Below are 14,629 nucleotides of genomic sequence, written 5' to 3' on the forward strand. Positions count from 1 at the left end.
TCAAGTCACGTTAAATAAAAAAGCATCCATCCGGATGCTTTTTTTATGCGGCGGTTTCTTGCGGTGAGGCTTAGCCCAGCTTGAGGCGCCGTGCAATGTCGCGCGCGAAGTAAGTCAACACGCCGTCAGCGCCAGCGCGTTTGAAGGCGATCATGGATTCCATCATGGTTTTGTCATGATCCAGCCAGCCTTGTTGTGCGGCTGCCTTGATCATCGCGTACTCGCCACTGACCTGATACGCAAAGGTCGGTACCTTGAACTCGTCTTTGACGCGCCGCACGATGTCGAGATACGGCATGCCGGGTTTGACCATGACCATGTCGGCGCCTTCTGCCAGATCCAGCGCAACTTCGCGCAACGCTTCGTCGCTGTTGGCCGGATCCATCTGGTAGGTCGATTTATTACTTTTACCCAGCGTGGCCGATGAGCCGACTGCATCACGGAACGGGCCGTAAAAAGCCGACGCATACTTGGCAGAGTAAGCCATGATGCGGGTGTAAATGTGGTGATGCGATTCCAGTGCCGAACGTATTGCACCGATGCGACCGTCCATCATGTCGGAAGGCGCCACGATGTCCACACCGGCCTCAGCCTGTGCCAGTGCCTGTCGAGTGAGGATGGTGCAGGTTTCGTCGTTGAGTACATAACCATGCGCATCCAGCACGCCGTCCTGGCCGTGGCTGGTGTAAGGATCGAGCGCAACGTCTGTCAATATGCCGAGCTCCGGGAAACGTTTTTTCAGTTCGCGTACGGCGCGTGGTACCAGGCCGTTCGGATTGCAGGCTTCGATGCCGTCAGGTGTTTTCAATGACGCCTGGATGACAGGGAAGAGCGCCATGACCGGGATGTTCAGCTCGACGCATTCTTCCGCCACACTCAGCAATAAATCGACCGACAAGCGTTCCACGCCCGGCATCGACGATACCTTCTCGCGCTGGTTCTCACCTTCGGTAATAAAGACCGGATAAATCAGGTCGGCCGGGGTGACGACGTGTTCGCGCATCATTGCACGTGAGAATGCATCCTTGCGCATACGGCGCATGCGCAAAGCCGGGAATTGTGCGTTTTGTATAAGTTTGGACATGGCAGTTTTCAGCGAAATGAGGGTTGTCTAAATTACTTAAAAACGAAACGGAAAAAATAAATGAAACTTTTTTGCCGCATGCTCATCCTAGTAGCAGATGCTTTGCATCTCCCGCTTCTCCTCCCTGAGCGGGGCCAAGTCGCACAAGCGCGATATGGCATTATTGCCCTGGAGATACTCCCCTTTCTCCAGGGCTTTTTTTTGTCTACAGCTGTTATCGTCAGACATCACCTGCGGTCGGGTCGTTCGATTCGTCCGCTACTTCCTCATTTAATCCCAGCAAATCGATAATTCTGTCGGTGGCTTCATCCAGGCCGCTGCGTTTGAGCGACGAGAACAATTGCGCCGTGAACGGGAACGGCTGTCCGTTTTCGTCGACATAGCTGCCCAATATAGTACGCGCGGTACGTAATGCATTGGCGGAGTCGTTGCGGTTGAGTTTGTCTGATTTTGTTAACAGGCAGTGGATGGGTTTGCCGGTAGGGGCAAACCATTCCAGCATCTGGATATCGAGTTCGGTGAACGGGCGGCGCGAATCGACGATGAGGATCAGCGCGGCCAACTGCTCACGACGCTGTACATAATCACCGAGCAGTTCCTGCCAGTGCAATTTGGCCGAGCCGGATACTTCGGCGTAGCCGTAGCCGGGCAGGTCGACCAGCAGGGCGCGGATCTCATCGACCCTGGTTTCATCCTTGCGGTGCTGCCCGACGTGGGCGCCGCCGATGGAAAAATAATTGATATGCTGTGTGCGGCCGGGAGTCTTGGACGCAAATGCCAGTTTTTTCTGGTTGCAAAGTACATTGATCGCGGTTGATTTACCCGCGTTGGAGCGGCCGGCAAATGCAATCTCGGGGACTTGCGTTTTTGGCAAGTCACGGAGATGATTGACCGTGGTGAAGAAGCGGGCTTGCCAAAGTAGGGACATAGGATGGGAGAAAATGCTTAATGGGTGGCAAAAATGCCGGAAAGCTATTGTACAATGAGTGGTTGCGCATTGTTGCGGCGCAGAAGCGAACTAGCATCTTAAGTGGCAGTATAAAGTCGCCAATCGGGCAGAATTTATTAATAAGTCTCCAGGGTGTTTGAATGAATCGTATTTGTATACCAATCGTAAAATCCTTGTTCGTTGCGCTACTGGCAATCGCCTCTACCGCTAATGCTTCTGAAGATAAGAAAGTTGTCAAAGCCGATCCAGCCAAAGGGGAGGCTCTCTATAACACCGGCGACGCAACCCGTAATGTCACTGCCTGTATCGCCTGCCACGGCGCTGCCGGCAATTCCAGCATTGCCGAAAACCCGAAACTGACGGGTCAGCACGGCGCCTATATCCACAAACAATTAGTCGATTTCAAAGGCACGGCGCGTAATAACGCGATCATGGCGCCTATCGCTAAAGGCATGACGGAAGAAGACATCCAGAATGTCATCGCCTATCTGGCCAAGCAAAAGCCAACCCCGGGTGCGGCGAAAAATAAAGATACGGTTGAACTGGGCAAGAAAATCTACCGTGGCGGCATCGCCGAGAAGAATGTTCCGGCATGTGCAGCCTGCCATAGCGCCAACGGCGCCGGTTTGCCGGCACAGTACCCGCGCCTGGCTGGTCAGCATCAGACTTATACCGAAGCACAGCTGATCGCTTTCCGTAAAGGTACGCGTAAAAATAGCGAACTGATGACGACCGTTGCCAAGCGGATGTCGGACGAAGAAATTCAGGCTGTATCGGACTATGTGGCTGGCCTGAAATAATAAAATAACTACCAAGAAAAATAATAAAAAGGGGTGGCTCAGGCTACCCCTTTTTGCTTTATACGGAGACGTCGTGCCAAACAGCCAACTACTCGCGGCTGCGTTTGTGGCCGGCGGCAGTCCTGGTAGCAGATTGAGGAAGAAGGAATGACGAGCGAAACAGAAACAAGTACGGGGGGCTGGGAGTTACAGACCAGCCGCCGTTGGTTGGCAGATGGTGTTGAACTGTTGTCTTCTATGCGTTTTGCAATCAGTTTGCTGACCCTGATTTCGATTGCGTCGATTATCGGTACCGTCCTCAAGCAAAACGAACCGATGACCAACTACGTCAATCAGTTCGGTCCTTTCTGGTTTGAAGTCTTCAGCAAGCTCAATCTGTACGCCGTGTATTCCACCTGGTGGTTCCTGGTGATCATGGGTTTTCTCGTCGTATCGACTTCCTTGTGCCTGCTGCGCAATGCACCCAAGATGCTGAAGGATATGCGCAGCTGGCGCGAAAATGTGCGTGAACAGTCACTGCGCAACTTCCATCACAAAGCGGAATGGCGGGTTGATATTTCACGCGCAGCTCTCACTGCACAAACGCTGGCGCGGGTCACGGCGAATGGCTATAAAACCAAAGTCGTGGAAAAAGAAAATGCCACGCTGATTGCGGCCAAGCAGGGCGCAGGCAATAAATGGGGCTATATTTTCGCGCATGCATCCATCGTGATTATCTGTCTTGGTGGCTTGCTTGATTCCGATCTGCCGATACGCATACAAAAGCTGTTATTCGATAAAACGCCATTCGTCGGCAACGGCATCATTGCGCAAATTCCTGAGCAACATCGTTTGGGGCTGGGCAATCCGACTTTCCGCGGCAATACCTTGATCCCTGAAGGAAGCAGCAGCAGTACCGCGATTATTTCGCAGCAGGATGGTGTGCTGATCCAGGATTTGCCGTTCACTATCCAGCTCAAGCGTTTCATCATTGATTATTACTCGACCGGCATGCCTAAATTGTTTGCCAGTGAAGTGGTCGTGACGGACCATGAAAACGGCAAAGTTTTCCCGGCAACGATCAAGGTGAATGAACCTTTGATTTATCGTGGTGTGGCGGTGTATCAGTCTTCGTTTGAAGATGGTGGCAGTAAATTGAAAGTCACCGGCTATCCGATGCAGGGTGTGGCACATGCGGCCTTCTCGTTGCAGGGCGAAGTAGGTGGCAGCACGCCGCTGGCAGCGTCCGGCAAGAATGCCGATTACACAGTTGAGTGGTCAGGCTTCCGCGCTTTCAACGTCGAGAATATGGCGAAGAACGGTCAGGATGTGCGGGCCGTGAATCCGAACCAGGGTTTGTCATCCAGCTTTGACAAGCATCTCGGTTCTGCGGCCAAGAGTGCCAATAATAAAGACCTGAAAAACGTCGGTCCAAGCGTGCAATATAAATTGCGTGACCGCAATGGTCAGGCACGTGAGTATCACAACTATATGCAGCCAGTGCTGGTCGATGGTGCGTATGTCTTCCTGGCAGGCATGCGTGAATCGCCGGCAGATCCGTTCCGCTTTCTGCGCATACCTGCCGATGAAAACGATACGGTAGATGAATGGATGCGTTTGCGCGCCGCCATCCTCAATCCGCAACTACGTGAACTTGCCGCACAGCGCTATGCACAACGCGCATTGCCGGATGCACGCGACGGCGTCAGCGCCTTGCGCGCGCAATTGCAGGCTTCAGCGTTGAAGGGTTTGACCATCTTTGCGGGTGACGGACAGGATGCGGGTTATATTGCCGTGTCGAAGTTTCTGGAGCGTATCCCGGCACAGGATCAGGAAAAGGCCGCCGATATTTTCATGAAGATTATGAACGGCAGCATGTGGGACTTGTGGCAGATTGCGCGCGAGAAAGAAGGCTTGAAACCGGTAGCGCTGGATGAAAAGCATGGGCGCTTCCTGCAACTGGCGACGAATGCGATTTCCGATTCTTTCTTTTATGGCGCCCCGGTTTATCTGCAACTGCAAGGTTTTGACGAGGTCAAGGCTTCGGTCCTGCAAGTGACACGTTCACCGGGGAAAAACATCGTCTATTTCGGTTGCCTGTTGCTGGTGCTGGGCGTGTTCTCGATGTTTTATATACGTGAACGCCGGGTATGGATCTGGATCAAATCGGAAGATGACGGCGGTGCGCATGCAATCATGGCGATGAGTTCACAGCGCAAGACACTGGATTTCGAAAAAGAATTTGAAGGTTTTAAACAGCAACTATTGCAAGCAGCACCGGCACAGAAATAAGCCGCTCAACTATACTAAGTTGTGTTGGTCGTTCCGCTTTTATAAAAGATGCACATAAAGAATTTACACCGCGCTGATCCGATCTGCCTCTGACGAGGCTCGGGTGATCGGTAGTAATCATTACGGAGATAGCAATGGATGCAGTACAAGAGCAGATTTATACGCAGCCGCCCGGATTTTTCAAGCGGCTGACAGTGCTGGACTGGCTGTATGGTGCAGCCTTGCTGGCAGGGTCCTTGTTTGCGCTGAATCGCTTCGGCCATCATATGGATATCTATGAGGAAGTCATCCTTGTATTGGCGGCACCGACGTTTGCATGGTTGGGCTGGCACTGGAAATCGGTGCGCTGGCTGATGGCCCTGCTGGCGGTTTTGTCGCTGTCTGCGATTTCCATGTACGGCGGCACACTGGCAGCGGCTGATCAACGCTTTTTCCTGAAGTATTTATTGTCCAGCCAGTCCGCAATCTTGTGGATGAGCACGCTGTTCCTGTTGTCCACCGTGTTTTACTGGGGCGGGCTGATTGCGCGCTCGGCGACGGGGGCTTCGCTTGGCAGCAAATTGTGCTGGGCCGCGGTAGTGATGGGTTTTACTGGCATGCTGGCGCGCTGGTATGAGTCTTATCTGATCGGTGCGGATGTCGGGCATATCCCGGTTTCCAATCTGTATGAAGTATTCATCCTGTTTTGCATGATTACCGCCTTGTTCTATTTGTACTACGAGCAGGTCTATGCAACACGTCAGCTCGGGCCGTTTGTCTTGCTGGTGATTTCGGCTGCAGTCGGCTTCCTGCTCTGGTACACGGTGTCACGCGATGCGGCAGAGATCCAGCCGCTGGTGCCGGCTTTGCAAAGCTGGTGGATGAAGATACACGTACCGGCCAATTTCATCGGCTACGGTACTTTTGCGCTGGCCGCGATGGTGGCGATTGCTTATCTGTTGAAATCGCATGGCATGCTGGTTGATCGCCTGCCTGCGCTGGAGGTGCTGGACGACGTGATGTACAAGGCGATTGCGGTTGGCTTCGCCTTCTTTACCATCGCTACCATACTCGGTGCCTTGTGGGCCGCGGAAGCCTGGGGTGGTTACTGGTCCTGGGATCCGAAAGAAACCTGGGCGCTGATAGTCTGGCTAAATTACGCTTCGTGGCTGCACATGCGCCTGATGAAGGGTTTGCGCGGCAGGGTGGCGGCATGGTGGGCAGTGATCGGCTTGCTGGTCACTACCTTCGCATTCCTGGGCGTGAATATGTTCCTGTCGGGTTTGCATTCATACGGTGAACTGTAATATCCGGTATTAAAAAAAGACACACTTTTACAGTGGGATTGAAAGGGGAAGCTGAATTTACAGTTTCCCCTTTCTGTTTTGAAACTCCTTGCAGGCTGACGAGTCTGAATATGCTCAGGAGTCCTATCCTTATACGGAGCCGCCATGTTAATCAAACGCAATTCAAATGGGATCGAGCTTCCATTTGCATCAGAAATTACGCCGCGCCATGTTTTTGAGTCGCGGCGTGACTTTATCCGCAAGCTGGCGGCAGGCTCGATTGCCGGTGGTGCTTTGCTGGAGATGGCCGCGCGCGAAGCTTTTGCCGCAACATCCGCACAAAAACTGGCGGCACAGCCAAATCCGGCTTATGTGGTGCTCGATAAGCAAACCTCTTATAAAGACGCCACGACCTACAATAATTTCTACGAGTTCGGCACCGCCAAAGAAAGCCCGGCGCGCTATGCATCCGCTATGAAGACGCGCCCTTGGACGGTGTCCATAGAGGGCGAAATCAAGAAGCCGATGACGCTGGATATCGACAGCCTGCTGAAACTGGCGCCACTGGAAGAGCGTGTTTATCGCTTGCGTTGCGTAGAAGGCTGGTCGATGGTGATTCCGTGGATAGGCTATTCCTTGTCTGAATTGATTAAGAAAGTGGAGCCCAATTCCAACGCCAAGTACGTCGAGTTCGTGACTCTCGCTGATAAGGAAGCGATGCATGGTTTGAATCGTGCGGTGCTGGACTGGCCGTATGTGGAAGGCTTGCGCATAGATGAGGCGAATCATCCGCTGACGCTGCTGACGCTGGGTATGTATGGCGAAGTACTGCCGAATCAGAATGGTGCGCCGGTGCGCATCGTGACGCCGTGGAAGTATGGCTTTAAGTCGGCCAAGTCCATCGTGAAGATACGTTTCGTCAAAGATCAGCCACGCACCGCATGGAATCTGGCTGCGCCCCGAGAGTACGGTTTCTATTCGAATGTAAATCCGCAAGTCGATCATCCGCGCTGGTCGCAAGCCAGTGAGCGCAGGATAGGCGAGGATGGCTTGTTTACGAAGAAACGCCCGACCCTGATGTTCAATGGTTATAGCCAGGTGGCGTCTTTGTACACCGGTATGGATTTGAAGAAATTTTTCTGAGTTACTTCTGTAACCTTTGGGCGCGGCTGACGAATTAAGTATCATGAATATAAATCCTTCTCCGCGCCAACTCACGCTATTGAAATGCGTGGTATTCCTGCTGGCTTTGCTGCCTTTCATTCGTCTCGCGGTGTTCACGGCAACGGATCAGCTGGGTGCCAATCCTATCGAATTCATTACGCGCAACACCGGTGACTGGACCCTATACTTCCTGTGCCTGACGCTGGCGGTGACACCGTTGCGTCGCTTCAGCAAATGGAACTGGTTGCTCAAGCTACGTCGTATGCTGGGTTTGTTTGCATTCTTTTATGCCAGCCTGCATTTCATGACCTTCTTCTGGTTCGATCATTTCTTTGATGTCAGCGAGATGTGGGCCGACGTGCTCAAGCGCCCGTTTATTACCGTGGGCTTCACCGCTTTTGTCTTGCTGATTCCGCTGGCAGTGACGAGTACGAATGGCATGGTCAAACGGCTGGGCGGCAAGCGCTGGCAATGGCTGCATCGCCTGATCTATGCGATTGCATTGCTGGGGATATTGCATTACTGGTGGATGAAGGCGGGCAAGCACGATTTTGAACAACCGATTATCTTCGGTTCTATCGTCGCTGTGCTGTTGTTGCTGCGGGTCGTTTGGTGGTGGCAAAAACGGGCGCAGGCGCCGGTCGTGGCGGGGCGCGCGACTTAAAAAAACGGGATGCTTTGCATCCCGTTTGTCTTCAAGCTATCAAGGCAGCAGTGATTCCAGTGCAAACAAATCACTGGCAACTTCGCGCTTGCGTATCAGGTGTACCTTGTCGCCATCCACCATGACTTCTGCTGCTCTGCCGCGGGTGTTGTAGTTGGATGACATGGTCATGCCATACGCACCTGCCGACATGATCGCCAGCAAATCTCCTTCTTCTATCGCCAGCTCACGCGAGCGCGCCAGCCAGTCGCCGGACTCGCATACCGGACCGACCACATCGTAGGTCGCGGCCGCGCTAGCGCGTTGTTGCACCGGCAGTACGCCGTGCCAGGCTTCATACATGGCAGGACGCATCAAGTCATTCATCGCGGCATCAACGATGGCGAAATTTTTGGTTTCGCCGTGTTTGATGTACTGGACTTCGGTCAGCAGGATGCCCGCATTGCCGACGATGGAGCGACCTGGTTCAAACAAAACCTTGATCGGCGCGCCGCCGTGTTTTTGTTTGCGCCATGCATCTATCTTTGCAAACAGGCGCGCCAGATAATCGCCGACTGCGACTGGCTGATCGTTGTCGTAGTTGATGCCGATGCCACCGCCAATATCCAGATGATGCAGATGGATGCCTTCAGCGTCCAGGGTGTCTATCAGTTCGATCAGTTTGTCTACCGCTTCCAGCAGAGGAGCGTCGTCCAGTAATTGCGAGCCGATATGGCAATCGATACCGACGACATCTATGTTGGGCAGAGCGGCTGCGACGCGATAGGTCGTCAGCGTGTCTTCGTAGGCGATACCGAATTTATTGTCTTTCAATCCGGTCGAGATGTAAGGGTGGGTCTTGGCATCGACGTTCGGATTAACGCGCAGTGAGACTGCAGCCTTTTTGCCCATTTCTGCAGCAACCGCATTCAATCTGTGCAATTCCGGAATCGACTCGACGTTGAAGCACAGGATGTCGTGCGACAGGGCAAGTTGCATTTCTTCGCGCGATTTGCCGACACCGGAAAAAATAACTTTGCGTGGTGAGCCGCCAGCTGCCAATACGCGTAATAATTCGCCACCGGAAACGATGTCGAAACCGGAGCCCAGTTTGCCGAGCAGGTTCAGTACCGCCAGATTGGAGTTCGATTTGACGGAATAGCAAACCAGCGAGGTTTCATCATTGCGGCCATGCTGTTTGCAGGCGTCAGCATACGCAGAGAAGTTCTCAACCAGCGCAGCTTTGGAATAGATGTAAGTTGGCGAACCGAATTGTTGGGCGATTTGCGCCAGCGGTGTATCCTCCGCGCAGAGTACACCGTCTTGGTAAGAAAAATGCGACATGATTGGTTGTTTTACTTGGTCTCGGATGACGGAGCTGCAGGAGCAGGAGTTTGTGCCGGTATGGTCGGCACGGCTTTCTTGTTTTGCCCGGATGGCGGCTTGGTGCCCGGCATGTAGAGCGGGCCTTTTTGGCCGCAACCGGCGAGCAGGCTGATGCAGGCAATGCCGGCAAGAGTAGGAAGCAACGCGACGAAGCGCGATAAACCAGATTGGGACTTCACGATTAGAATCACTGTTTAACGAAACGTGTTGGAGTGTAGCATGACCGAATCAGAATTCCTGAAGCAAGCAGAAGCAACTTTGAGCCAAATTGAAGCCAGCCTGGAAGATCTGGCTGATAGCAGTGAGCTGGACGTCGAATGCACGCGTAGCGGCAATGTGCTGGAGATCGAGTTTATCGATAACGGCTCAAAAATCATCGTCAATAGCCAGGCACCCATGCAGGAGCTGTGGGTGGCGGCCAAATCCGGCGGTTTTCATTTCAAGGCCTCGGGCACGCAATGGGTGAATACACGCGACGGTGCCGAGTTATTCGCTGCCTTGTCGGAAATGGTCAGCCAGCAGGGTAGGATAGCGGTGGTGTTGCAAGACGCACATTAATTGCGGATGTAAAAAAAGCGGGAAGCCCTCATCAGGCTTCCCGCTTTTTTATTGTCAAAATCAGAACAACTCGTTTTTCACTTCATCTTTGGTCGGTGCATTCGACGGGCTGCTTGCCTCGCCCGCATCCAGGTTGCGTACACCCAATCCCGGCGGGCTTTCTGCGTAGTAGAACTCGCCGTTGACCGTCACGATGCCTTCCGGCACGGTACGCTCAACCATAGGCACATCCTTCAGGGCTTTTTGCATGTAGCTGATCCAGATCGGCAATGCCAGGCCGCCACCGGTTTCGCGATTGCCCAGGTTTTTCGGCTGATCGAAACCTATCCATGCGACACCGACGATATCCGGCTGGTAGCCTGCGAACCAGGCGTCAAAGGAGTCGTTGGTGGTGCCGGTTTTGCCCGCCAGATCGGTGCGTTTTAGTGCCATGGCTTTGACTGCGGTACCGGAAGTGACGACACCCTTGAGCATGCTATCCATCAGGAAGGCATTGCGCGGGTCGATGACGCGATTGTTTTCATCGCCGGCGCGCTCGGGTTTGACTTCAGACAGTGTCTTGCCATTCGCATCGGAGATCCTGGAGATCATGTAAGGGCTGACTTTATAGCCGCCATTGGCGAATACGGCATACGCTGCGGCCATTTGCAGTGGTGTGACATTGCCCGCACCCAGTGCCAGTGTCAGATAAGGCGGGTTCTTGTCGGCATCAAAGCCGAAGCGGGTGATGTATTCCTGGCCGTACTTCGCGCCGATCTTGTGCAGGATGCGGATCGAAATCATATTTTTCGACTTGGCCAGACCTTTGCGCATGGTCATCGGGCCGTCGTATTTACCGTCATAGTTCTTCGGTTCCCACGGCTGGCCGCCAGTCTGACCGGCATCGAAGCTGATCGGCGCGTCATTGATGATGGTGGCCGGCGACAAGCCTTTTTCCAGCGAGGCGGAATAAATAAAAGGCTTGAACGAGGAGCCGGGTTGACGCCACGCCTGGGTCACATGGTTGAATTTGTTGCGATTGAAGTCAAAGCCGCCGACCAGTGCACGGATGGCGCCGTCATCCGTGTTGGCTGCGACGAAGGCAGACTGAACTTCCGGCATCTGGATGATGCTCCAGCTCTTGCCTTCCTGCATGACGCGGATCACGGCGCCGCGTTTGACACGTTTGTTTGGCGCCGCTTTTTCGCTCAGCAGATTGGCGGCAAAGGTCAGGCCCGCGCCTTCAATCTGGATTTCTTCACCGGATACCAGTACTGCGCGTACCAGCTTGGGTGTGGCTTCCAGTACGACGGCGGCGACCAGGTCGTCACTATCCGGGTGATTGGCCAGTTCGACTTCAATTGCTGCTTCGGCCTCTTCCTTGTTGTCAGGGATTTCGATAAAGCTTTCCGGGCCGCGATAACCATGGCGTTTTTCGTAATCCATGACGCCACGACGTACCGCGAGGTAGGCGGCGTCCTGATCGGCTTTGGTGATGGTGGTAAACACGTTCAGGCCGCGGGTATAGGTTTCTTCCTTGAATTGTTCGTATACCAATTGACGGGTCATTTCGGCCACGTATTCGGCATGTACGCCAAACTCGCTGCTATTTGTCTTGATCTTGAGCTCTTCATCCTTGGCTTGCATGTACTGCGGCTCGCTGATGTAGCCGAGCTGGTACATGCGCTGCAAAATGTATTGCTGGCGTGCTTTTGCGCGTTTTGGATTGACGACCGGATTGTAGGCTGACGGCGCTTTTGGCAGGCCGGCCAGCATCGCTGCTTCGGCGATGGTGATTTGCTGCAGCTTCTTGCCATAGTAAATCTGTGCAGCGGAGGAGAAGCCGTAAGCACGTTGTCCCAGATAGATTTGGTTCATATAGACCTCGAGAATCTGATCCTTGGTCAGGTTCTTCTCGATTTTCCACGCCAGCAATACTTCGTAAATCTTGCGTTTCAGCGTCTGTTCGCTGGACAGGAAGAAGTTGCGCGCCACCTGTTGTGTAATGGTAGACGCGCCCTGGCGTGCGCCGCCGCTCAGGTTGTGTACGGCCGCGCGCACGATACCGACATAGTCAACGCCGCCGTGCTCAAAGAAACGGTCATCTTCGATCGCCAATACGGCTTTCTTCATGATGTCCGGAATTTCCCTGATGTGGACTAAATTCCTTCTTTCTTCGCCAAATTCGCCAATTAACACGTTATCTGCAGAGAAGATGCGCAGCGGTATCTTCGGCCGGTAATCGGTCAGCGAGTCCAGTGCCGGCAAGTTCGGATAGGCCATGGCCAGGGCAAACACCAGTATCAATGCACCTATTACACCGAGGCCGGTAATCAGGCCGATTACGCCGAGGGTGAGTCGTAGCGCCAGATTCGGTGCGCGTTTTTTTGGTGATTTTGATTCAGTGCTATCGGACGATGATTGTTTGGAAGCCATGCAGGGAGGAAAAGTGAGGGGTCGATATTCGAGCCATTATAGCTGTCTGCCGCGTGGGGGCGTGATTGTTACAAGAACTCGTTTAATAAAAATATGCGCCAGTGATCACGTGATTATTTGCGAAATAAGTTCTAAAACCGCGCTAATTGCAACATCGGTTTTTCCGCGTGGATTTTTGGCAACGGATTTGCAAATTACTTTGTGGAAAGTGCTTTACACTTTTGAAGGCTTGTTGCTACGATTTAATGTAACGTTTTACCAATGTGCTCTAAATATAAGTTTTTAAACGATTTTTATTAAAAAAATCATACTTTTCATTCCGCTCGGGTTTTTGACAAGCTAAACGGCATGGCGTTCACATACTAAACAACGTTTCTGGGGAGAACTGCCCTTGGCTTTAGATTTTGGCTCATTATTCGGCAAGAAAAATCCGCCATTGATAGGTTTGGATATTAGTAGTTCCGGGGTGAAACTCGTTGAATTGTCCGAGGTTGGGAAAAACGAGCTGCGTTTGGAGTGTTTCGCCTCAGAACCATTGCCGCGTGGTGCGGTGGTGGACGGTAATATCGAAAATATCGATCAGGTGTCGGATGCCGTGCTGCGCGTGTGGAAAAAAAGTGGCACGCGCGCCAAGGTAGCAGCCATGGGTATGCCGCCCGCTTCCGTTATTACCAAAAAAATCATACTTCCCAGCAATTTGTCGGAAGAGGGACTGGAATTGCAGGTCGAAACCGAGGCCAGCCAGTACATTCCGTTTGCGCTGGATGAAGTGCGCCTCGACTTTGATGTGATCGGTCTGGTTGATAATTCGCCGGATGACGTCGAAGTCATGCTCGCCGCAACCCGCAAGGAAAAAGTCGAAGACCGGGTTGCTGTTGCCGAAGCTGCAGGCCTCAAGCCGACCATCATGGACATAGAGTCTTATGCTGCGCGTGCAGCGATCTCCCGCCTGACCGAGCAAATGCCGAATCGTGCCAAAGGACAAATCCTGGCGTTGTTCCAGATCGGCTCGCAAGTCATGCATGTATCCATGTTGCTGGACGACCAATTGATTTACGAGCGTGAACAACCGTTTGGCGGTCATCAATTGACGCAAGAGATAGTGCGGACCTACGGCTTGTCGTATGAAGAAGCTGAAGTCAAAAAACGTAACAATGATTTGCCGGACGGTTATCAGACCGAAATCCTCGAGCCTTTCCTGGAAACGGCGGCGCAGGAAGTAACACGCGCGATTCAGTTCTTCTTTACCTCCACTCCCTATACCCGTGTCGACCAGTTATTCCTGGCTGGCGGCTGCGCGATTATTCCGGGCATGGTGGATACCGTTGCGAATCGCACCAAATTATCGGCTTCGGTAGTCAGTCCGTTTAAGGGCATGCAGTTGAGTTCAAATGTGCGTGAGAAGCAGTTGCGTATCGAAGCGCCCGCATACCTGGTGGCGTGTGGTCTGGCGATGCGGAGGTTTGACCGATGATCCGTATCAATTTATTACCGCATCGTGAAGAGCGGCGCAAACAGCGACAAAAGGATTTTGTTGCATTGATGCTGTTGAGCGGGATTTTCGGCGCCTTGATCGTGATCGCGGTCGGTACTTACTTTTCCGCGCAACTGTCAGAACAACAGGCGCGCAATATGTTCATCAAGGCAGAGAACACACGACTTGATGGTGAAATCAAGGAAGTGGCGAATCTGAAGCAGGAGATCGAAGCACTGAAGGCGCGTCAGCAAGCGGTAGAAGATTTGCAAAGCGATCGCAACCAGCCGGTGTACCTGATGGATGAGTTGGCACAGCAAGTGCCGGAAGGCGTCTATCTGAAATCCTTTAAACAGGATGGGCAACGTGTACTCCTGAATGGCTACGCCCAGTCGAATGAGCGCGTATCTGAATTGTTGCGCAATCTGGGCAATCACTCGCCGTGGCTGGAGCGTCCGGACTTGATCGAAATTCGTTCCACCGGCATCGGCGCGGGCAAGGATGCGAAGAAAGTCTTTGAATTCACCATCAATGCCGGCATCAAGCGTCCACGTGACCAGGATCCCGCCGTTGCCGCTGCGCCAGTCGCTGCGCCACGGAAACCTTGATATGAGACAGGC

13 protein-coding genes are annotated in these 14,629 nt (G+C 53.1%); 8 read left to right on the top strand and 5 right to left on the bottom strand.

The genetic code is table 11. From position 1 onward, the window contains the following. Positions 1 to 70: 70 nt before the first annotated feature. Together hemB and yihA are read right to left on the bottom strand one after the other, a co-directional pair. Positions 71 to 1,084 (bottom strand): porphobilinogen synthase, encoded by a 1,014-nt coding sequence (hemB, locus tag DBR37_RS09475; RefSeq protein WP_124574239.1) that lies wholly within the window; start codon positions 1,082 to 1,084, stop codon positions 71 to 73. A 220-nt stretch (positions 1,085 to 1,304) separates the two neighbouring features. Further along, positions 1,305 to 2,012: a ribosome biogenesis GTP-binding protein YihA/YsxC gene (gene yihA, locus DBR37_RS09480; RefSeq protein WP_124574240.1), complete on the bottom strand. Its 708-nt coding sequence runs from the start codon at positions 2,010 to 2,012 to the stop codon at positions 1,305 to 1,307. 161 nt (positions 2,013 to 2,173) lie between these two features. Between yihA and DBR37_RS09485 the strand changes: the two genes are divergently transcribed. From DBR37_RS09485 to msrQ, 5 genes are all read left to right on the top strand, one after another. Continuing rightward, a complete protein-coding gene (locus tag DBR37_RS09485; RefSeq protein ID WP_124574241.1) occupies positions 2,174 to 2,833 on the top strand; it encodes a cytochrome c in 660 nt (219 codons plus the stop codon). Positions 2,834 to 2,980: 147 nt separating this feature from the next. After that, on the top strand, positions 2,981 to 5,104 hold the full coding sequence (locus DBR37_RS09490; RefSeq protein WP_124574242.1) for a cytochrome c biogenesis protein ResB: 2,124 nt from the start codon (positions 2,981 to 2,983) through the stop codon (positions 5,102 to 5,104). A 134-nt stretch (positions 5,105 to 5,238) separates the two neighbouring features. After that, positions 5,239 to 6,390 (top strand): c-type cytochrome biogenesis protein CcsB, encoded by a 1,152-nt coding sequence (ccsB, locus tag DBR37_RS09495; RefSeq protein WP_124574243.1) that lies wholly within the window; start codon positions 5,239 to 5,241, stop codon positions 6,388 to 6,390. A 144-nt stretch (positions 6,391 to 6,534) separates the two neighbouring features. Beyond that, entirely contained in the window at positions 6,535 to 7,512 is a 978-nt protein-coding gene (gene msrP / locus DBR37_RS09500) for a protein-methionine-sulfoxide reductase catalytic subunit MsrP (protein ID WP_124574244.1), read from the top strand. 43 nt (positions 7,513 to 7,555) lie between these two features. Beyond that, positions 7,556 to 8,197: a protein-methionine-sulfoxide reductase heme-binding subunit MsrQ gene (msrQ, locus tag DBR37_RS09505; RefSeq protein ID WP_124574245.1), complete on the top strand. Its 642-nt coding sequence runs from the start codon at positions 7,556 to 7,558 to the stop codon at positions 8,195 to 8,197. A gap of 39 nt (positions 8,198 to 8,236) precedes the next feature. On the opposite strand, the gene lysA is transcribed toward msrQ, so the two are convergent. Together lysA and DBR37_RS17415 are read right to left on the bottom strand one after the other, a co-directional pair. After that, positions 8,237 to 9,520: a diaminopimelate decarboxylase gene (gene lysA, locus DBR37_RS09510; RefSeq protein WP_124574246.1), complete on the bottom strand. Its 1,284-nt coding sequence runs from the start codon at positions 9,518 to 9,520 to the stop codon at positions 8,237 to 8,239. An 11-nt stretch (positions 9,521 to 9,531) separates the two neighbouring features. Beyond that, complete coding sequence (locus DBR37_RS17415; RefSeq protein ID WP_370454243.1) at positions 9,532 to 9,741, bottom strand: lipoprotein; 210 nt, start codon at positions 9,739 to 9,741, stop codon at positions 9,532 to 9,534. Between the two features lie 40 nt (positions 9,742 to 9,781). Between DBR37_RS17415 and cyaY the strand changes: the two genes are divergently transcribed. Beyond that, complete coding sequence (gene cyaY / locus DBR37_RS09520) at positions 9,782 to 10,120, top strand: iron donor protein CyaY (RefSeq protein WP_124574247.1); 339 nt, start codon at positions 9,782 to 9,784, stop codon at positions 10,118 to 10,120. A 60-nt stretch (positions 10,121 to 10,180) separates the two neighbouring features. Here the strand turns inward: cyaY and DBR37_RS09525 are convergent, their stop codons facing one another. Beyond that, positions 10,181 to 12,535, bottom strand: coding sequence for a penicillin-binding protein 1A (locus DBR37_RS09525; RefSeq protein WP_199739093.1), 2,355 nt, complete (start codon positions 12,533 to 12,535; stop codon positions 10,181 to 10,183). Between the two features lie 391 nt (positions 12,536 to 12,926). Between DBR37_RS09525 and DBR37_RS09530 the strand changes: the two genes are divergently transcribed. Together DBR37_RS09530 and DBR37_RS09535 are read left to right on the top strand one after the other, a co-directional pair. Further along, complete coding sequence (locus DBR37_RS09530) at positions 12,927 to 14,009, top strand: pilus assembly protein PilM (RefSeq protein WP_124574248.1); 1,083 nt, start codon at positions 12,927 to 12,929, stop codon at positions 14,007 to 14,009. Next, complete coding sequence (locus DBR37_RS09535; protein WP_124574249.1) at positions 14,006 to 14,617, top strand: PilN domain-containing protein; 612 nt, start codon at positions 14,006 to 14,008, stop codon at positions 14,615 to 14,617. The genes DBR37_RS09530 and DBR37_RS09535 overlap by 4 nt, the downstream gene beginning before the upstream one ends. Positions 14,618 to 14,629: the final 12 nt, after the last annotated feature.

Origin of the sequence: Herminiimonas sp. KBW02, from assembly GCF_003852535.1 — a bacterium.
In the GTDB taxonomy this organism is placed as follows: Bacteria; Pseudomonadota; Gammaproteobacteria; order Burkholderiales; family Burkholderiaceae_D; genus Oxalicibacterium.